Origin of the sequence: Pseudomonas multiresinivorans, from assembly GCF_012971725.1 — a bacterium.
Classification (GTDB): Bacteria; Pseudomonadota; Gammaproteobacteria; order Pseudomonadales; family Pseudomonadaceae; genus Pseudomonas; species Pseudomonas multiresinivorans.
Genome location: NZ_CP048833.1, coordinates 236,213 through 255,433, shown reverse-complemented (window position 1 = coordinate 255,433; position 19,221 = coordinate 236,213). Strand labels below are relative to the sequence as shown.

16 protein-coding genes are annotated in these 19,221 nt (G+C 64.9%); 12 read left to right on the top strand and 4 right to left on the bottom strand.

Going from position 1 to position 19,221, the window contains the following annotated elements; genetic code table 11:
• The first annotated feature begins 15 nt into the window (after positions 1-15).
• The 4 genes from G4G71_RS01170 (at position 16) to G4G71_RS01155 (ending at position 4,223) form a co-directional block, all read left to right on the top strand.
• Complete coding sequence (locus tag G4G71_RS01170) at positions 16-774, top strand: TerC family protein (RefSeq protein WP_169935075.1); 759 nt, start codon at positions 16-18, stop codon at positions 772-774.
• A gap of 236 nt (positions 775-1,010) precedes the next feature.
• Positions 1,011-1,640 carry a LysE family transporter gene (locus G4G71_RS01165; protein WP_054910211.1) on the top strand — a complete coding sequence of 210 codons (630 nt, stop codon included), beginning with the start codon at positions 1,011-1,013 and terminating at the stop codon, positions 1,638-1,640.
• A 139-nt stretch (positions 1,641-1,779) separates the two neighbouring features.
• Positions 1,780-3,681, top strand: coding sequence for a cytochrome c/FTR1 family iron permease (locus G4G71_RS01160; RefSeq protein ID WP_169935074.1), 1,902 nt, complete (start codon positions 1,780-1,782; stop codon positions 3,679-3,681).
• 71 nt (positions 3,682-3,752) lie between these two features.
• Positions 3,753-4,223: a YaiI/YqxD family protein gene (locus G4G71_RS01155; RefSeq protein ID WP_054910213.1), complete on the top strand. Its 471-nt coding sequence runs from the start codon at positions 3,753-3,755 to the stop codon at positions 4,221-4,223.
• Positions 4,224-4,370: 147 nt separating this feature from the next.
• Here G4G71_RS01155 and elbB read toward each other — a convergent pair whose 3' ends face one another.
• Positions 4,371-5,021, bottom strand: a complete 651-nt coding sequence (elbB, locus tag G4G71_RS01150; RefSeq protein ID WP_169935073.1) for an isoprenoid biosynthesis glyoxalase ElbB — start codon at positions 5,019-5,021, stop codon at positions 4,371-4,373.
• Positions 5,022-5,148: 127 nt separating this feature from the next.
• Here elbB and G4G71_RS01145 point away from each other — a divergent pair, with 127 nt between their 5' ends.
• On the top strand, positions 5,149-6,387 hold the full coding sequence (locus tag G4G71_RS01145; protein ID WP_169935072.1) for a sterol desaturase family protein: 1,239 nt from the start codon (positions 5,149-5,151) through the stop codon (positions 6,385-6,387).
• A 13-nt stretch (positions 6,388-6,400) separates the two neighbouring features.
• Here the strand turns inward: G4G71_RS01145 and G4G71_RS01140 are convergent, their stop codons facing one another.
• Positions 6,401-6,961 (bottom strand): DedA family protein, encoded by a 561-nt coding sequence (locus tag G4G71_RS01140; RefSeq protein WP_054910216.1) that lies wholly within the window; start codon positions 6,959-6,961, stop codon positions 6,401-6,403.
• 233 nt (positions 6,962-7,194) lie between these two features.
• On the opposite strand from G4G71_RS01140, the gene hemB reads away from it, so the two are divergent.
• Positions 7,195-8,214 carry a porphobilinogen synthase gene (gene hemB, locus G4G71_RS01135; RefSeq protein WP_054910217.1) on the top strand — a complete coding sequence of 340 codons (1,020 nt, stop codon included), beginning with the start codon at positions 7,195-7,197 and terminating at the stop codon, positions 8,212-8,214.
• A 20-nt stretch (positions 8,215-8,234) separates the two neighbouring features.
• The gene (gene ppk1 / locus G4G71_RS01130) at positions 8,235-10,439 is read left to right on the top strand and encodes a polyphosphate kinase 1 (RefSeq protein WP_169935071.1); all 2,205 of its coding nucleotides are present in this window, start codon (positions 8,235-8,237) and stop codon (positions 10,437-10,439) included.
• 186 nt (positions 10,440-10,625) lie between these two features.
• Here the strand turns inward: ppk1 and ppx are convergent, their stop codons facing one another.
• Positions 10,626-12,128, bottom strand: a complete 1,503-nt coding sequence (ppx, locus tag G4G71_RS01125; RefSeq protein ID WP_169935070.1) for an exopolyphosphatase — start codon at positions 12,126-12,128, stop codon at positions 10,626-10,628.
• Between the two features lie 190 nt (positions 12,129-12,318).
• On the opposite strand from ppx, the gene trxA reads away from it, so the two are divergent.
• The 4 genes from trxA (at position 12,319) to G4G71_RS01105 (ending at position 16,816) form a co-directional block, all read left to right on the top strand.
• Positions 12,319-12,645, top strand: coding sequence for a thioredoxin TrxA (gene trxA, locus G4G71_RS01120; protein ID WP_015475045.1), 327 nt, complete (start codon positions 12,319-12,321; stop codon positions 12,643-12,645).
• Positions 12,646-12,882: 237 nt separating this feature from the next.
• Positions 12,883-14,145: a transcription termination factor Rho gene (rho, locus tag G4G71_RS01115; protein WP_015475046.1), complete on the top strand. Its 1,263-nt coding sequence runs from the start codon at positions 12,883-12,885 to the stop codon at positions 14,143-14,145.
• A 115-nt stretch (positions 14,146-14,260) separates the two neighbouring features.
• The gene (ubiD, locus tag G4G71_RS01110) at positions 14,261-15,727 is read left to right on the top strand and encodes a 4-hydroxy-3-polyprenylbenzoate decarboxylase (RefSeq protein WP_169935069.1); all 1,467 of its coding nucleotides are present in this window, start codon (positions 14,261-14,263) and stop codon (positions 15,725-15,727) included.
• A gap of 120 nt (positions 15,728-15,847) precedes the next feature.
• The gene (locus tag G4G71_RS01105) at positions 15,848-16,816 is read left to right on the top strand and encodes a CDP-6-deoxy-delta-3,4-glucoseen reductase (RefSeq protein ID WP_169935068.1); all 969 of its coding nucleotides are present in this window, start codon (positions 15,848-15,850) and stop codon (positions 16,814-16,816) included.
• A 125-nt stretch (positions 16,817-16,941) separates the two neighbouring features.
• Here the strand turns inward: G4G71_RS01105 and G4G71_RS01100 are convergent, their stop codons facing one another.
• On the bottom strand, positions 16,942-17,844 hold the full coding sequence (locus G4G71_RS01100; RefSeq protein ID WP_169935067.1) for a LysR substrate-binding domain-containing protein: 903 nt from the start codon (positions 17,842-17,844) through the stop codon (positions 16,942-16,944).
• Between the two features lie 248 nt (positions 17,845-18,092).
• Here G4G71_RS01100 and G4G71_RS01095 point away from each other — a divergent pair, with 248 nt between their 5' ends.
• The gene (locus G4G71_RS01095) at positions 18,093-19,211 is read left to right on the top strand and encodes an ABC transporter ATP-binding protein (protein ID WP_169935066.1); all 1,119 of its coding nucleotides are present in this window, start codon (positions 18,093-18,095) and stop codon (positions 19,209-19,211) included.
• Positions 19,212-19,221: the final 10 nt, after the last annotated feature.

The following is a 19,221-nucleotide window of genomic DNA, read 5'->3' as shown; positions in this document are numbered from 1 at the left end:
CGGACGTCTCCCACTATGGAATGGCTCACAAGCCCTGAGATCTGGGTTGCCTTTCTGACCCTGACTGCCCTGGAAATCGTACTGGGCATCGACAACATCATCTTCATCTCGATCCTGGTCAGCCGCCTGCCGGCGGCCCAGCAACCCAAGGCGCGCTTCTTTGGCCTGGCGCTGGCGATGGGTACGCGCATCCTGCTGCTGCTCTCGATCACCTGGGTGATGCGCCTGACCGCGGACCTGTTCACCGTGTTCGACCACGGTATTTCCGGACGCGACCTGATCCTGTTCTTCGGTGGCCTGTTCCTGCTGTTCAAAAGCACCATGGAAATCTTCCACAGCCTCGAAGGCGCGGAGGAGGGCGGCCAGCAGGGCGGCAAGTCCCGCGGCTTCATGGGCATCATCATCCAGATCGCGATCATCGACATCGTCTTCTCCCTGGACTCGGTGATCACCGCCGTGGGCCTGGTGCAGCACGTGCCGGTGATGGTGGCGGCCATCGTCATCTCGGTCGGCGTGATGATGCTGTCGGCCGGCACCATCAGCGCGTTCATCGAGAAGCACCCGTCGCTGAAGATGCTGGCGCTGTCGTTCCTCATTGTGGTCGGTACCGTGCTGATCGCCGAAGCCTTCGAGATCCACGTGCCCAAGGGCTATGTGTACTTCGCCATGGCCTTCTCGCTGGCAGTGGAGGCGGTCAATATCCGTCTGCGCGGTGCCCTGGCGCGCAAGCGCGGCGAAGAGCCGGTGAAGCTGCGCAAGGACATTCCGAGCTGATTGCTCTGCGCTGAAAAAAGCCCGGCCTAGCGCCGGGCTTTTTGTTTTTCGTAGGAGCGAGCTTGCTCGCGAACAGAGTTTCCAGCGACTCCGCAGCTGAAGTGGTTCGCGAGCAAGCTCGCTCCTACAAGGTTCACCCGACCTTCGTCGGTAGCGCTGGGCGGCGCAGCCTGACTGAGGCACACTGGGCCTCCGTAACAAATTATTGCGCCTGCCTGGGCGTCGTGAGGTCCGCAATGCTCGCCAGTACCTGGTTCGCCTTCTTCATCGCCTGCTGGGTGATCAGCCTGTCGCCCGGTGCCGGGGCCATCGCCTCGATGTCCTGCGGGCTGCAATACGGCTTCTGGCGCGGCTACTGGAATGCCCTGGGCCTGCAGATCGGCCTCGCCCTGCAGATCGCCATCGTTGCCGCCGGCGTCGGCGCGCTGCTCTCGGCATCGGCCGTGGCATTCAGCGCGATCAAGTGGTTCGGCGTGGTCTACCTGGTCTATCTCGCCTACCGCCAGTGGACCGCTGCCCCGCAGGTGATGGCGGCGAGCGGCGAGCGCCCCATCGGGCGGCCGCTGACCCTGGTGCTGCGCGGCTTCCTGGTCAATGCCAGCAACCCCAAGGCGGTGATCTTCATGCTCGCGGTACTGCCGCAGTTCGTCGACCCGCACCGTCCGATGGCAATCCAGTACGTGATCATGGGCGCGACCATGATCACCGTCGACCTGATCGTTATGGCCGGCTACACCGGATTGGCCGCCCGCGTGCTGCGTGCGCTGCGCTCGCAGCGCCAGCAGCGGGTGATGAATCGTACTTTCGCTACCCTCTTCGTGGGCGCCGCTGCGCTGCTCGCCACTGTGCGCCGAGCCCCGGCCTGAGGGCGTTTGAGGGGCGCTGGCGGAAGTGCGGGCGTGGCCGCACGAATACTTCGGGCGCAGTTCTGCGGGACATTGTCCTTGCATAGACGGAAACCTGAGGTGACAATTTAATCTCTTTCATTCTCATTTAACTTCCCGTATGCGCCCCTCCAAACTTTTCGTCTGGCTGTTGCCGCTGGTCGGCCTTTGCAGCCTTGGAGCTCACGCCGACACGGCTGTCGACCCGGCTCAAGCGCTTCACCTGCTCAGTTATCTCGCTGCTGACTACCCCGCCACCGTCGCCGATGGCAGGGTAATCAACGACAGCGAATACAAGGAGCAGCAGGAATTCGTCGGCAATCTCCATTCGCTGATCCTCACCCTGCCGGCGCGCCCTGAGCGCGCCGACCTGGAAAAGGACGCCGCGAGCCTCAAGCAGGCCATCGAGCAGCGTCAGCCGGGCAAGCAGGTTGCCCAGCAGGCTCGTCACCTGGAGGCGCGCGTCGCCGACATCTACCAGGTGGTACAGACCCCCGCGATCACCCCGGACCCGGCCCGCGGCGCCGAGGTGTACGCCCAGCAGTGCTCGATCTGCCACGGTGACGGCGGCAAGGGCGATGGCCCGGCCGGAATCGGCCTGGAGCCGCCGCCGGCCAACCTGACCGACCGCGCGCGCCTCGACCAGCTCAGCCTTTACGATCTGCGCAACGTCATCGGCCTGGGTGTTTCCGGCACCGACATGCCGGCCTTCGCCGACCAGCTCGACGAGCGCCAGCGCTGGGACCTCGCGTCCTACGTCGCCAGCCTCAGCGCCGGCCAGGCCAAGGTCGACCCGGCCCACGCCTACCCGCTGGCAACCCTGTCGACCCAGACGCCGGCGGATGTCGCCGAGCACGACGGCGAGGCAGCGGCCGAAAGCTTCCGCGCCCTGCGCGCGCACCCGCCGCTGGAACACCGCGGCCCGGCGCAACTGATCGACTACACCAGCGCGACCCTGGACAAGAGCTTCGCCGTGTACCGCTCCGGCGACCACGACCAGGCATACGACCTGTCCGTCGCCGCGTACCTGGAAGGCTTCGAGCTGGTGGAGTCGTCGCTGGACAACGTCGACGCCGACCTGCGCAAGGCCACCGAGAAGCAACTGATGGCGTACCGTCAGGCGCTGCGTGACGGCCTGCCGGAAGCCGAGGCGGCCCAGCAGCTGGAGCTGGCCAAGGCCAAGCTGGTGGATGCCGCCAAGGCCCTGAGCGGCGACTCGCTGAGCTTCTCCATCAGCTTCCTCTCGGCGCTGCTGATCCTCCTGCGCGAAGGCGTGGAAGCGATCCTGGTGCTGGCGGCGATCCTCGCCTTCCTGCGCAACACCGGGCAGGAGAAGGCCGTGCGCGGCGTGCACATCGGCTGGGGCCTGGCCTTCGTCGCCGGCTTCGCCACCTGGGCAGTCGCGGCTTATGTGATCGATATCGGCGGCGCCCAGCGCGAGCTGATGGAAGGCTTCACCTCGCTGTTCGCCTGCGTGATGGTGCTCTGGCTCGGCGTGTGGATGCATGACCGCCGCCATGCCGCGGCCTGGCAGGACTACATCCGCAGCAGCCTGGTGGGCGGCGGCGGACGCTTCGGCTTCGCCGTGCTGGCGTTCTTCTCGGTCTACCGCGAGCTGTTCGAGGTCATCCTGTTCTACGAGACCCTCTGGCTGCAGGCTGGTCCGGCCGGTCACAACGCGGTGATTGCCGGTGCAGGCACCGCCGTGGTGGTCCTGATCGCGATTGCCTTCGTGATCCTGCGCGGTTCGGCGAAGTTGCCGCTGAAGCTGTTCTTCACCGTCAACGCCGCGCTGCTCTGTGCCCTGTCGGTGGTCTTCGCCGGCCACGGTGTGGTCGCCCTGCAGGAAGCCGGCGTGATCGGTACCCGCCCGGTGCCGTTCTTCGACTTCGACTGGCTCGGCATCAAGGCCGACGCCTACTCGCTGTCGGCCCAGGCCGTGGCATTGCTGGCAGTGGTTGTGCTCTACGGACGCAGCTACTTCTCCGAGCGCCGCAAGGCGGCCGAGGTGGCCTCTTCCTGAGGCGATAGCTGAGCGATACACGACGGCCAGTGCGATACTGGCCGTCGTGCTTTCTGGAGAATGGTTTTCCGATGCGTATCTGGATCGATGCCGACGCCTGCCCGCGCGCGGCCAAGGACCTGGTGGCGAAGTTCGCCCTCAAGCGCAAGCTGGAGGTGGTGATGGTCGCCGGGCAGCCCGTGGCCAAGCCGCCGTTCGCCTGCGTCAGCCTGATCGTCGTGCCCAGCGGGATGGACGCAGCCGATGATTACCTGGTGGAGCAGGCTGAGCCGGGCGACCTGGTGATCTGCAGCGACGTGCCGCTGGCCGACCGGCTGGTGAAGAAGGGAGTCGATGCGCTGGACCCGCGAGGCCGTGAGTTCGACGAGAAGAACATGGGCGAACGCCTGGCCGTGCGCAACCTGTTCACCGACCTGCGCGAGCAGGGCCAGGTGGGAGGAGGGCAGGCGCCCTACGGCGACAAGGACCGCCAGGCCTTCGCCAACAGCCTGGACCGGCTGCTGACGCGGCTCATGCGCGAGGCGGAGAGCCGCAAGGCCTGAAACGAAAACGCCCGGCAATGCCGGGCGATTTTATTCCGATGGGCTATGTCGGCGTTGCGGCAGTTCGCGAGCAAGCTCGCTCCTACAGGTCGCAGCCGCTCTTTGTAGGAGCGAGCTTGCTCGCGAATGCCTCAGTCGAGGAGAGCTTCAGGCCAGCTCCAGCACCCGATCAACCGCCTTGTTGATGCCGCTGGCGGCTTCGGCGATGGATTGCGCGAGCATGTAGGCAGGAGTGGTGACCAGCTTGTGGTCCTTGTCCTCGACTATGTCTTCCACGGCACAGTCGATGTGCTTGGCGCCCATGCTGGTCAGCGCCTGGGCGGTGCCCTCGTCGGTACCGATGGTGCACTCCACGCCTTCACCGAAGATGCGCGCGGCCATGGCCGGGGCGATGCAAATCAGGCCGACCGGCTTCTTCGCGGCGGCGAAGGCCTTGGCCAGCGCCAGCACATCCGGCTGCACCTGGCACTGGTCGCCCTTGAAGGCGAAGTCGCTGAGGTTCTTCGCAGCGCCGAAGCCGCCGGGCACGATCAGGGCGTCGAAGTCCTCGGCCTTGGCCTCGCGGATATCCTTGACCTCGCCGCGGGCGATACGTGCGGACTCCACCAGCACGTTGCGCTTCTCGGCCATTTCCTCGCCGGTCAGGTGGTTCAGCACGTGGTGCTGCTCGATGTTCGGCGCGAAGCACTGCACCTGGGCGCCGCGCTGGGACAGGCGCAGCAGGGTGATCACGCTTTCATGGATTTCCGCGCCGTCGTAGACGCCACAACCGGAAAGGATAACGGCAACTTTCTTCATGGACTGCTCCTGTTCGAGGGGGCCGGGGCTGTCGCGATATGCCGCCCGGGCTGTCGCCGACGGCCGTGGCCGGCGGCGGGCAAGGGACTAGGATCCTTCCTCATAAGCATAACGATTCGGTCGCACCATGAACTACATCCTCTTCGCCGTGCCTTTCTTTTTCCTGCTGATTGCGATCGAGCTGCTCGCCGACCGCTGGCGCGGCCTGCGCACCTATCGCCTGAGCGATGCGCTGAACAGCCTCAGCGCGGGAGTCCTGTCGACCACCAGCGGCCTGCTGACCAAGGGACTGGCGCTGGTGACCTACAGCATCGCCTGGCAGCACCTCGCGCTGTTCGAGCTGTCGGCGAAAAGCCTGTGGGTCTGGGCGTTCGCCTTCGTCTTCTACGACTTCTGCTACTACTGGAACCACCGCCTCGGCCATGAGCGCAACGTCCTCTGGGCTGCCCATTCGGTGCACCACCAGAGCGAGGACTACAACCTCTCCACCGCGCTGCGGCAGACCAGCACCGGCTTCATCTTCGGCTGGATCTTCTACCTGCCCATGGCCATCGCCGGGGTGCCGCCGCTGGTGTTCCTCACCGTCGGTGCGCTGAACCTGCTCTACCAGTTCTGGGTTCACACCCGGCACATTCCCAAGCTGGGCTGGTTCGAATGGGTGTTCATCACCCCGTCCAACCACCGCGTGCACCACGCACAGAACCCTGTCTATATGGATCGCAACTACGGTGGCGTGTTCATTCTCTGGGACCGCCTGTTCGGCACCTTCCAGGAAGAACTGGACGAAGAGCCGGTGGTGTTCGGCGTGACGGTCCCCCTGGCCAGCTGGAACCCGCTGTGGGCCAATCTGCAGGTCTATGCACACCTGTGGAACGATGCGCGCCGTACCGGCAGCCTGTGGGACAAGCTGCGCATCTGGTTCATGCGTACCGGCTGGCGCCCCGCGGACGTCGCCCAGCGCTATCCCATGGCCAAGCCTGACCTGGCGGCCTTCCGCAAGTTCGAGGTGCCGCTGACGCGCGGCCGGCAGTGGTACGCCGGTCTGCAGTTCGCCACCTACGTGGTGGTCGGCACCTGGTTGCTGGGCGTCGGGGAGGGCTGGCAAGTGCTGCCGCTGGTGATTGGCTGGGGCTGGATGGCTTTCGGGCTCTACGCCATCGGCTGCTGGCTGGAGAACCGTGCCTGGGCGCTGCGCCTGGAACTGCTGCGATTGGCGCTGAACGTGCCGGCAGTGGCGGCGCTGGCGCTGTGGGGAGGGATCGAGTTGCCGCAGTGGGCGCCCTGGGCGCTGGCGGTCTACTCGCTGCTCAGCCTGATCGGTCTGCTCGGCCTGCGGCGCGCCGAGCGCCTGCCGCAGGCGGCCTGATCAGTCAGCGCGATTACTCGGACTTGCTGGCCTTGTAGCGACGGCGCAGCCAGAACAGCAGGCCGATCACCACAAGGCCGCCAAGGACCATGAGCTCGTACTTCTTGATGTTGCCCAGCACACCTTCGAGCACGCTGCCGAAGTAGAAGGCGGCGCTGCCCAGCACCGTGGCCCAGACGATGGCGCCAATGCCGTTGAGCAGCAGGTAGCGCGCCGGCGGGTAGCCGGACAGGCCGATGGCCACTGGCATCACGGTGCGCAGGCCGTAGACGAAGCGGAAGCTCAGCACCCACAGGTCGGGATGCTTGCGCACATGCTCCAGCGCCTTGTCACCCATCTTCTGCCAGCGCGGCTTGCGCGCGAGCAGCTTGCGACCGTGGCGGCGGCCGAGGAAATACCAGAGCTGGTCGCCCGCGTAACTGCCGAAGAACGCCACCGCGATGACGTACTCCAGCTGCATGTAGCCGCGGAATGCCAGGAAGCCGGCCAGGACCAGAATGGTCTCACCCTCGAAGAACGTGCCGAGAAACAGCGCGAAGTAGCCGAAATCCTGCAGGAATTGTTGGAGCATTATCGAGGCAACGCAGCGAAATGAACGCGAAGCCTAACCCGGTTGTCGCCCGCAGGGAAGGTATCCCGGTCCGCACAACTGACCTGGAACAAGTCTGTACCGGTGCAGAGCGGCGGCATGCCGCTGCGGCAGGATGCCGCGACCAAGGGTCACTGTTACCGGTTGTTACCAATCGGTCATAATTCAGGGCTATAACTGTCAGACTGTGCCTGCTGTATCAGGCCCTGGAGTACGCCGTGAGCTTCATTCCCGCCGATCGTGCCTTCCCCTTCACTCGACTGCGTCGTAACCGTCGTGACGAATTTTCCCGCCGCCTGGTGCGCGAAAACGTCCTGACCGCCAACGACCTGATCCTTCCGGTGTTCGTCCTCGACGGCAAGAATCAGCGTGAAGCGGTGCCCTCGATGCCGGGCGTGGAGCGCATGTCCATCGACCTGCTGCTCAAGGAAGCCGAAGAACTGGTGGAACTGGGCATCCCGGCGCTGGCGCTGTTCCCGGTGACTCCGCTGGAGAAGAAATCCCTCGACGGCGCCGAAGCCTTCAACCCCGATGGCATTGCCCAGCGCGCCACCCGCGCTCTGCGCGAGCGCTTCCCGGAGCTGGGCATCATCACCGACGTGGCGCTGGACCCGTTCACCAGCCACGGCCAGGACGGCATCCTCGACGAGGATGGTTATGTGCTGAACGATATTTCCGTCGATGTGCTGGTCAAGCAGGCACTTTCCCACGCCGAAGCCGGCGCCCAGGTCGTGGCTCCGTCGGACATGATGGACGGCCGCATCGGTGCCATCCGCGAGGCCCTGGAGTCCACCGGCCACATCAACACCCGCATCATGGCCTACTCGGCCAAGTACGCCAGCGCCTACTACGGCCCGTTCCGCGACGCCGTCGGTTCCGCCGCCAACCTGGGCAAGGGCAACAAGGCCACCTACCAGATGGACCCGGCCAACAGCGACGAAGCCCTGCACGAGATCTACGCTGACCTCGCCGAAGGCGCCGACATGGTCATGGTCAAGCCGGGCATGCCCTATCTCGACATCGTTCGCCGGGCCAAGGACGAATTCCGCGCCCCGACCTTTGTCTACCAGGTCAGCGGCGAGTACGCGATGCACATGGCCGCGATCAACAACGGCTGGCTCAGCGAGGCGGTGATCCTCGAATCGCTGCTGGCCTTCAAACGCGCGGGCGCAGATGGCATCCTGACCTACTTCGCCAAGCGCGCGGCACAACAATTGAAAATGAAAAGCGGGGGCTGACCCCGTCGATGAGACGAGCGATGAATACCGAAGGCATTAGCGAAACCGAAGTTATCGAAGCTGACACCACTGCTGAAGTCACCGAAGTCGTCGTAACGGAGGTGGTCGAGACGCCGCCGCCGCCCGTCGAACCGGCGGTGCCGGCGATCAACGTGGACGACAGTGCCCTCTACATTCATCGCGAACTCTCGCAGCTGCAGTTCAACATCCGCGTGCTGGAGCAGGCGCTGGATGAGTCGTACCCGCTGCTGGAACGCCTGAAGTTCCTGCTGATCTTCTCCAGCAACCTGGATGAATTCTTCGAGATCCGCGTTGCCGGCCTGAAGAAGCAGATCACCTTCGCCCGCGAGCAGGCCGGCGCCGATGGCCTGCTGCCGCACCAGGCGCTGGCTCGCATCAGCGAGCAGGTGCACGAGCAGGTTGCCCGCCAGTACAGCATCCTCAACGACATCCTGTTGCCGGAGCTGGCCAAGCACGACATCCGCTTCATCCGCCGCCGCTACTGGACGCCGAAGATCAAGGCCTGGGTCCGTCGCTTCTTCCGCGACGAGATCGCCCCCATCGTCACCCCGATCGGCCTCGACCCGACCCACCCGTTCCCGCTGCTGGTGAACAAGAGCCTGAACTTCATGGTCGAGCTCGAAGGCCTGGACGCCTTCGGTCGCGACTCCGGCCTGGCGATCATCCCGGCGCCGCGCTCGCTGCCGCGGATTATCCGCCTGCCGGAAGAAGTCGCAGGCCCAGGAGACAACTATGTCTTCCTGTCGTCGATGATCCACGCCCACGCCGACGACCTGTTCCACGGCATGAAGGTGAAGGGCTGCTACCAGTTCCGCCTGACCCGTAACGCCGACCTCTCGGTGGACGCCGAGGACGTCGAGGACCTGGCCCGCGCGCTGCGCGGCGAGCTGTTCTCGCGCCGCTACGGCGACGCCGTGCGCCTGGAGGTGGTGGATACCTGCCCGGTGCCACTGTCCAATTACCTGCTCAAGCAGTTCGGCCTGTCCGAGACCGAGCTGTACCGCGTCAGCGGGCCGGTCAACCTGACGCGCCTGTTCAGCGTCACCGGCCTGGCCAGTCACCCGGAATTGCAGTCGCCGCCGTTCACCCCGACGATCCCCAAGCTGCTGCAGAAGAAGGAAAACCTGTTCAACGTGCTGGGCAAGCTCGACGTGCTGCTGATGCACCCGTTCGAGTCCTTCACTCCGGTGATTGACCTGCTGCGCCAGGCCGCCAAGGACCCCAGCGTGCTGGCGATCAAGCAGACGCTGTACCGTTCCGGCGCCAACTCCGAGATCGTCGACGCGCTGGTGGAAGCTGCGCGCAACGGCAAGGAAGTGACCGTGGTGATCGAGTTGCGGGCGCGCTTCGACGAGGAATCCAACCTGCAGCTGGCCAGCCGCCTGCAGCAGGCCGGCGCGGTGGTGATCTACGGCGTGGTCGGCTTCAAGACCCACGCCAAGATGATGCTCATCCTGCGTCGCGAGGACGGCGAGCTGCGCCGCTACGCGCACCTGGGTACCGGCAACTACCACGCCGGCAACGCCCGCTTGTACACCGACTACAGCCTGCTGACCGCCGATGTGGCGCTCTGCGAGGACCTGCACAAGCTGTTCAACCAGCTGATCGGCATGGGCAAGACGCTGCGCATGAAGAAGCTCCTGCACGCGCCCTTCACCCTGAAGAAGAACCTGCTGGAGATGATCAACCGCGAGGCTGCCCAGGCCGCCGAGGGCAAGCCGGCGCACATCATGGCCAAGGTCAACTCGCTGACCGACGCCAAGGTCATTCGCGCGTTGTACAAGGCCAGCCAGGCCGGCGTGAAGATCGACCTGGTGGTGCGCGGCATGTGCTGCCTGCGTCCGGGCGTGCCGGGGGTGTCGCACAACATCCAGGTGCGCTCGATCATTGGCCGCTTCCTCGAGCACAGCCGGATCTACTACTTCCTCAACGGTGGCGAGGAGAAGCTCTATCTCTCCAGTGCCGACTGGATGGAGCGCAACCTCGACATGCGCGTGGAGACCTGCTTCCCGGTGGAAGGCAAGAAACTCGTGCTGCGGGTGAAGAAGGAGCTGGAATCCTACCTGACCGACAACACTCAGGCCTGGGTGCTGCAGTCCGACGGCAGCTACGTGCGCCAGAGCCCCAGCGGCAACCAGAACGCCCGCAACGCCCAGGCGACCCTGCTGGAACGCCTGTGCACGCCGGTGATCAGCGTTCGCTGATCAGGCTGGTGATATCGAAAGCCCTGCCTCGGCAGGGCTTTTTTATGCGCGTCCGGACATTGTGGTGCCGGCAATGGGCGATCGCGGACGGAGTCCGCTCCTACGCGGCGTGCAGGCACCTGCCCGGGCTGGAAGTGAAAAGGCCCCGGCGTTTGCGCGCCGGGGCCTTCGTATTGCTCCGTGCGATCAGCTCACGCTGAGCGAGTAACCCACGCGCTTGAGCCATTCGGCTTCCTGCTCGAAGTCCGCCTGGGTCAGCGGGTTGGCCGCCAGCCAGCCGTCGGGGAAGCGCACGTCCAGCGATTTGCCCGAAGCCTTCAGGGCCACAGCCGGCATTTCCTGGGTGCCACGGATGTGGTGGAAGAGGATGGCGAAGCGCAATACGACGCACAAGCGGATCAGCTTGTCGCCCTCATCGCCCAGTTCGTTGAACTTGTCCACCGGGATGTTGCGGCGGTGACCGCGCACCAGCAGCGCCAGGGTCAGTTGGTCCAGGCGCGAGAAACCGGCCAGGTCCGAGTGCTCCAGCAGGTAGGCGCCGTGCTTGTGGTAGTGATAGTGGGCGATGTCCAGGCCCAGCTCGTGCACCCGAGCGGCCCACATCAGCAGTTCACGGTGGCCTTCGTCGGTCAGGCCCCAGGCCTTGGCGACCTGGTCCAGGGATTCCAGCGCCTTGGCCTCGACGCGCGCGGCCTGTTCCGGGTCGACGTGGTAGCGCTCCATCAGCGCGCCGATGGTGCGTTCGCGCACGTCCTCATGGTGGTGGCGGCCCAACAGGTCGTAGAGCACGCCTTCGCGCAGGGCGCCTTCGGAATGGGTCATGCGGGTCAGCTCGAGGGCGTCGAACAGCGCCTCGAGGATCGCCATGCCGGCCGGGAAGATCGGCCGGCGGTCGGGCTTGATGCCGTCGATGTCGAGCTTCTCGACCTCGCCCAGCTTGAACATCTTGCGCTTGAGCCAGGCCAGGCCTTCGGGGTTGATCTCGCCGTTGCCGTGACCGCCGGCCTGGATCGCCAGGCAGATGGCGCGGATGGTGCCGGAGGCGCCGACCGCCTCGTCCCAGCCCAGGCGGCGCAGGCTGTTTTCGATACTCATCAGCTCCAGGCGGGCCGAGGTGTAGGCCTGGGCGTAGCGCGCCGGGGTGATCTTGCCGTCCTTGAAGTAGCGCTGGGTGAAGCTCACGCAGCCCATCTGCAGGCTCTCGCGCAGTTGCGATTCGAACTGCTGGCCGATGATGAACTCGGTGCTGCCGCCGCCGATGTCGACCACTAGGCGCTTGCCGGGGTTGTCCGGCAGGGTGTGGGAAACGCCCAGGTAGATCAGGCGCGCCTCTTCACGGCCGGAGATGACCTCCACCGGATGACCGAGGATCTGGTCGGCGACGCGGATGAATTCGGCGCGGTTGCGCGCTTCGCGCAGGGCGTTGGTGCCCACGACACGCACCGAACCGGGCGGCATGCCGTTGATGAACTGGGCGAACTGCTTCAGGCAGTCGTAGCCGCGCTGCATCGCTTCTGCGGTGAGCATGCGGTCTTCGCCGATGCCCGCGGCCAGCTGGACCTTTTCCCCCAGGCGTTCGAGGATGCGGATCTCACCGTGATCGGCCTTCGCCAAAACCATGTGGAAGCTGTTCGAGCCAAGGTCAATGGCCGCGATCATCGGGAAGGTCTTGGCAGGGGTATGGGGCATAGGGGCAGGTCCGGGAAAATACGGGAGACATCCTGCCATTTTAGGCAGGTAGTGCCAATGAAGGGGTTGTCACCGATCAGAAGTCGCCGCGGCAGCGATAGATACACTCAATCGGCTGCGCCTTTCGGTGTGGGCCGAGGCGGGATATGATGGCGGACACTTTTTCGCATCCGATTGACGGAGAGAATACATGAGCGAACATATCGTCAATGTTACCGATGCCAGCTTCGAGCAGGACGTACTGAAGTCCGACGGTCCCGTGCTGGTCGACTACTGGGCCGAATGGTGCGGTCCGTGCAAGATGATCGCCCCGGTACTCGACGAGATCGCCAAGGACTATCAGGGCAAGCTGAAAGTCTGCAAGCTGAACATCGACGAGAATCAGGACACCCCGCCGAAGTATGGCGTGCGTGGCATTCCGACCCTGATGCTGTTCAAGGGCGGTAACGTCGAAGCCACCAAGGTCGGCGCACTGTCCAAGTCGCAGCTGGCTGCCTTCCTCGACAGCAACATCTGAGTCGACGAAGTCCGAAAAGCCCCGCAGATTCGCGGGGCTTTTTTCTTTCTGCCCCTAGACGCTCCGAAACTCGGGTGTTAAATTCGGGCCACAACGAGTTTTTCGTTGTCCCCTGCAAGCCGTCGCCGACGCACTTCCCATTCGAATTCAAAGCGATCCTGTCCGTCATCTACGGCGCGGCTCTTCAAGCATCACGCTTGTTCCCTTTTCCCCTTTCAGCGTATTTACGTCCCTTCTATGAATCTGACCGAACTCAAGCAAAAGCCGATTGCCGAATTGCTGGAAATGTCCGATGCCATGGGCCTGGAAAACATGGCCCGTTCGCGCAAGCAGGACATCATCTTCGCGCTGCTGAAGAAGCACGCGAAAAGCGGCGAGGAAATCTCCGGTGACGGCGTGCTGGAGATTCTCCAGGATGGCTTCGGCTTCCTGCGCTCCGCCGATTCCTCGTACCTGGCCGGCCCGGACGACATCTATGTCTCGCCCAGCCAGATCCGTCGCTTCAACCTGCGCACGGGCGATACCATCATCGGCAAGATTCGTCCGCCGAAGGAAGGCGAGCGTTACTTCGCCCTGCTGAAAGTCGACTCGATCAACTTCGATCGTCCGGAGAACGCGAAGAACAAGATTCTCTTCGAGAACCTGACGCCGCTGTTCCCGACCAAGCGCCTGACCATGGAAGCCGGCAACGGCTCCACCGAGGACCTCACCGGCCGTGTGATCGACCTCTGCTCGCCGATCGGCAAGGGCCAGCGCGGCCTGATCGTCGCCCCGCCGAAAGCGGGCAAGACGATCATGCTGCAGAACATCGCCTCGAACATCACCCGCAACAACCCCGAGTGCCACCTGATCGTCCTGCTGATCGACGAGCGCCCGGAAGAAGTGACCGAGATGCAGCGCACCGTGCGCGGCGAAGTGGTCGCTTCCACCTTCGACGAGCCGCCGACCCGCCACGTGCAGGTTGCCGAGATGGTGATCGAGAAGGCCAAGCGCCTGGTCGAGCACAAGAAGGACGTAATCATCCTGCTCGACTCCATTACTCGCCTGGCCCGTGCCTACAACACCGTGATCCCCAGCTCCGGCAAGGTGCTCACCGGTGGTGTCGACGCCCACGCCCTGGAAAAGCCCAAGCGCTTCTTCGGCGCCGCGCGCAACATCGAGGAAGGCGGTTCGCTGACCATCCTCGCCACCGCGCTGATCGAAACCGGCTCGAAGATGGACGAAGTGATCTACGAGGAATTCAAGGGCACCGGTAACTCGGAGCTGATCCTCGACCGTCGCATCTCGGAAAAACGCGTGTTCCCGGCGATCAACATCAACCGTTCGGGCACCCGTCGCGAAGAGCTGCTCACCGGTGAGGAAGAGCTGCAGCGCATGTGGATCCTGCGCAAGATCCTCCACCCGATGGACGAGATCGCCGCGGTCGAGTTCCTGCTGGACAAGCTGCGCCAGACCAAGACCAACGACGAGTTCTTCGATTCGATGAAGCGCAGCAAGTAAGCGCCGTTGTTGTTCTGATGCAAGCCACAAGGCCGGGGAAACCCGGCCTTCGTGTTTCTGCCGGGCGCTGATAGGCGGTAGACTGTCGCATCATCCTGCCGCCATCGAGACCCTCATGCAGTATCGCGACCTGCGCGAGTTCATCGCTGCCCTGGAGCAGCGCGGACAGCTCAAGCGCATCCAGGCGCCGGTATCCCCGGTGCTGGAAATGACCGAGGTGTGCGACCGCACCCTGCGCGCCAAGGGCCCGGCCCTGCTGTTCGAAAAGCCCACCGGCTTCGACATGCCTGTGCTCGGCAACCTGTTCGGTACGCCCGAGCGCGTGGCCCTGGGCATGGGCGCCGAGGACGTCTCCGAGCTGCGCGAGATTGGCAAGCTGCTGGCCTTCCTCAAGGAGCCTGAGCCGCCCAAGGGGCTGAAGGACGCCTGGTCCAAGCTGCCGATCTTCAAGAAGGTCATCAACATGGCGCCCAAGGTCCTCAAGGACGCGCCGTGCCAGGAAGTGATCGAGGAGGGCGATGATGTCGACCTGTCGAAACTGCCGGTGCAGACCTGCTGGCCCGGCGACGTCGCGCCGCTGATCACCTGGGGCCTGACCGTCACCCGCGGGCCGAACAAGGAACGGCAGAACCTGGGCATCTATCGCCAGCAGGTGATCGGCCGCAACAAGGTCATCATGCGCTGGCTGAGCCACCGTGGCGGCGCGCTGGACTTCCGCGAGTGGTGCCAGAAGCATCCCGGCCAGCCCTATCCGGTGGCCGTGGCCCTCGGCGCGGACCCGGCGACCATCCTCGGCGCTGTCACTCCGGTGCCGGATAACCTCTCCGAATACGCCTTCGCCGGCCTGCTGCGCGGCCACAAGACCGAACTGGTCAAGTGCATCGGCAGCGACCTGCAGGTACCGGCCAGCGCCGAAATCGTCCTCGAAGGGGTGATCCACCCCGGCGAGATGGCCGATGAAGGCCCCTATGGCGACCACACCGGCTACTACAACGAGGTGGACCGCTTCCCGGTGTTCACCGTCGAGCGCATCACTCGCCGGCAGAAGCCGATCTACCACAGCACCTACACCGGTCGCCCGCCGGATGAGCCGGCGATCCTCGGTGTGGCGCTGAACGAAGTCTTCGTGCCGATCCTGCAGAAGCAGTTCCCGGAGATCACCGACTTCTACCTGCCGCCCGAAGGCTGCTCCTACCGCATGGCGGTGGTGACCATGAAGAAGCAGTACCCCGGCCACGCCAAGCGCGTGATGCTCGGTGTCTGGTCGTTCCTGCGACAGTTCATGTACACCAAGTTCGTTATCGTCACCGACGACGACATCAACGCCCGCGACTGGAACGACGTGATCTGGGCCATTACCACGCGCATGGACCCCAAGCGCGACACGGTGATGATCGACAACACGCCGATCGACTACCTGGACTTCGCCTCGCCGATTTCCGGCCTGGGCTCGAAGATGGGCCTGGACGCCACCCACAAGTGGCCGGGCGAGACCAGCCGCGAGTGGGGCCGGGTGATCGAGAAGGACCCGGCGGTAACCCGTCGGGTCGATGAAATCTGGGCGAGCCTGGGCATCGATTGATGTGGCCGCCCGCCTGTAGGACCGAGGGGGACGCCTAGTCCTTGCTCGTGAACCCAACTCCGCTGCTGGGGGTGTTCGCGAGCAAGCTCGCTCCTACAACTAAAAGAACGAGAACGACGCTTGAAAGTGACCTTGCAACCCTCCGGCGCCCAGCTCGAGCTGACGCCCGGGGAACGTATCCTCGACGGTGCGCGGCGCCTGGGCTATGAGTGCCCGCAGAGCTGCCGCAACGGCAACTGCCACATCTGTGCGGCGCTGCTGGTGGAAGGCCGCGTGCGCCAGGATGGCGAGGTGCGTGACCATGGCGAACTCTTCACCTGCCTGGCCGAGCCGCTGGAAGACTGCGTGCTGCACTGGGACGGCGTGCTGGCCCCCGGCGAGTTGCCGGTGCGTGCGCTGTCCTGCCAACTGACGCTCTGCGAGCCGGTGGGCGGCGACGTCTGGCGGGTGCGTCTGCGCGCGCCGGCCGGCAAGCCGCCGCGCTACCACGCCGGGCAGTACCTGCTGATCGAGCGCGAGGGCAGCGACCCGGCGGCTTTCTCCCTGGCTTCCGCGCCGCAGGAAGGCCGTGACCTGGAGCTGCACATCCTGGCCCGCGAGAGCAGCGCCATCGACCTGCTGGCGCAACTCCAGCGCGACCGTTTCGCCCGCGTGCAGATGCCCTTCGGCGACGCGCACCTCGCCGACCTGCCGGACGGCCCGCTGGTGCTGATCGCCGCCGGCACCGGCATGGCGCAGATGCACAGCCTGATCGAATTCTGCCGCGCCGCCGGCTTCGCCCACCCGGTCCATCTGTACTGGGGCGTGCGCCGCCCGGAAGACTTCTACGAGCTGCCGCACTGGGATGAGTGGCAGGGCGTGCCCAACCTGCAGCTGCACAAGATCGTCAGCGACCTTTGCGGCTGGCAGGGGCGTTGCGGCCTGCTGCATGAGGCGGTGTGCGAGGACTTTGCCGAACTGTCCGGCCTGCGCGTCTACGCCAGCGGCTCGCCGGCGATGGTCTATGGCACGCTGGATGCGCTGGTGGCGGCGGGCATGGACCCGCATCAAATGCGCGCGGATGTCTTCGCCTACGCCCCACGAGGCTGATTCAGCTCAGGGGCGGAGGCTTTCTGTAGGAGCGAGCTTGCTCGCGAACGATGTGTCCGGCGGCGTCGGTGTTGGGCGTGTTCGCGAGCAAGCTCGCTCCTACATGTTCAGCTGCGCGACGAGCTTCATACGGGGATGCCGGTGGAGAATTCCTCCTGCAGCGCCGCGCGAATCCAGTCCTCGAACCAGGCCACGTCGGCGCTTACCGCACCGGTAGGCAGCAGCAGCTGATAGCTCTCCAACGGCACTTCCTCGGGCAGCGGCCGCACCAGCGTGCCAGCGGCCAACTGGTGCTTCACCAGCACCAGGTTGGCCAGGGCGATACCGTGGCCGGCCTCGGCCATGGACAGCGCGTGGTCGTTGCTGACGTAGAGCACGTCGGAGTTCACCCGCAGGTCGAGGCCGATGGTGGATAGCCAGAGGTTCCACCACTCGCCGTCGTCCACGTGGATCAGCTTGTGCTGCGCCAGTTCGTGCACGCTGGTCAGCGGGCCGTGTTCCTCGAGATAGGCGGGTGAACACACCGGGAACACCGCCGGCCGCACGAGGGTGCTGTGGCACTGCGGATAGACGCCGGGAAGCCCGTAGACAATCCCCAGATCGGCGCTTTTACCGTCCACTTCGCTGAAAGTCGGGTTGGGTTCCACTGCCACCTTCAGGCCGGGCCGCTGCTGGCGCAGGGTTTCCAGGCGCGGCATCAGCCAGCGCTTGGCGAAGGCCGGCACCACGAGGATCTTCAGCCAGCGCGCGGTGCCGCCGGGGGCCAGTTCATGGCCGGCATCGGCGATCTGCTGCAGGGCTGTGGATATCTTCGCGTAGTAGCGTTGCCCGGCGGGCGTCAGGCTGACTCCGCGCGGGGTGCGCTCGAACAACTGCACGCCCAGCCAATCTTCCAGCAGCTTCACGTGACGGCCGATGGCCGGCTGCGTCACATGCAGGTCTTTCGAGGCGGCGACGTAGCTGCCCAGGCGTGCGGCGGCCTCGAAGGCGCGGACGGCATTGAGCGGCGGGAGACGCTGGATGGACATGGCTGACCTCGAAGGCGGGCTGAGCTGTTAAATTTCAGCTGTTAAATTATTTAATATCGAATGTAAGAAAATTGAGCTTTTCGCTCAACCACCTTTCTTCGAATATCCGCTCCAGCAGCATCACCACAATATCGAGCCGAACCCACGGCCAGCGCTGCATCCAGCGTTTACTCCAGCCCTGCCAGAACAACTACAAGATCCCCCGAACGCCAGCGTGCGGCGGACGGGAAGGATGCGGAGGTTTCACCATGAATGCCCTGCACAGCCTGCAGACGGCGGCGGTCTCGATCCGCTCCGTGCGCAAGGTCTACGGCGACCCGGCCAGCGGTCCCGTCGCGCTCAAATGCGTCGACCTGGACATCCGCGACAACGAATTCTTCACCCTGCTCGGCCCTTCGGGCTGCGGCAAGACCACCCTGCTGCGGATGATCGCCGGCTTCGAATTCCCCACCGCCGGGGAAATCCAGCTGTACGGCGAGAACATCGCCGACCGGCCACCGTTCGAGCGCCCGGTCAACACGGTCTTCCAGCACTACGCACTGTTCCCGCACATGACCATCGCCGAGAACCTCGCCTTCGGCCTGGAATCCCACCCGATGGGCCAGCGCATGAGCAAGGTGCAGGTCGCCGAGCGCGTCCGCGAGATGCTCGCCCTGGTGCAGATGGAACGCTTCGCCCAGCGCAAGCCGACCCAGCTCTCCGGCGGCCAGCAGCAGCGCGTCGCCCTGGCCCGTGCCCTGGCGCCACATCCGAAGGTGCTGCTGCTCGATGAGCCGCTTTCCGCGCTCGACCTCAAGCTGCGCCAGGCCATGCGTGAAGAGCTCAAGGCGATCCAGGCCAAGACCGGCATCACCTTCATCTTCGTCACCCACGACCAGGAAGAAGCGCTGACCATGTCCGACCGCATCGCCGTGCTCTCCGAGGGCGAGGTGCAGCAGGTGGGTCGCCCGGACGACATCTACGAGCATCCGCGCAACCGCTTCGTCGCCGACTTCATCGGCGAGACCAACTTCCTCCCGGCCCGCGTCGAGAACTTCGACGGCGACCGCGCGTACTACCGCATCGGCGGCGAGCAGTTGATCGAGGCCGGCTCCCGCGAGGGCCTGAAGGTCGGCGCCGAAGTCACCCTGTCGATCCGCCCCGAGCGCCTGCAACTGGTGGCCGAGGACGCGTCGTCCGCCGCGCCCTGCACCGTCGTCCAGCAGATCTACCTGGGCACCGACCTGCAGTACCAGGTGGCACTCGCCGACGGCAGCAAGCTGACTGTCCGCGCGCCCAACAGTGCCGGCCAGCGTCAGCGCCTGGTAGCCGGGCAACGCGCCGGGCTGCTGTTCGAGAAAGGCAGCGCCAGCGTCCTGGTGGACTGAGCGGAGGTGA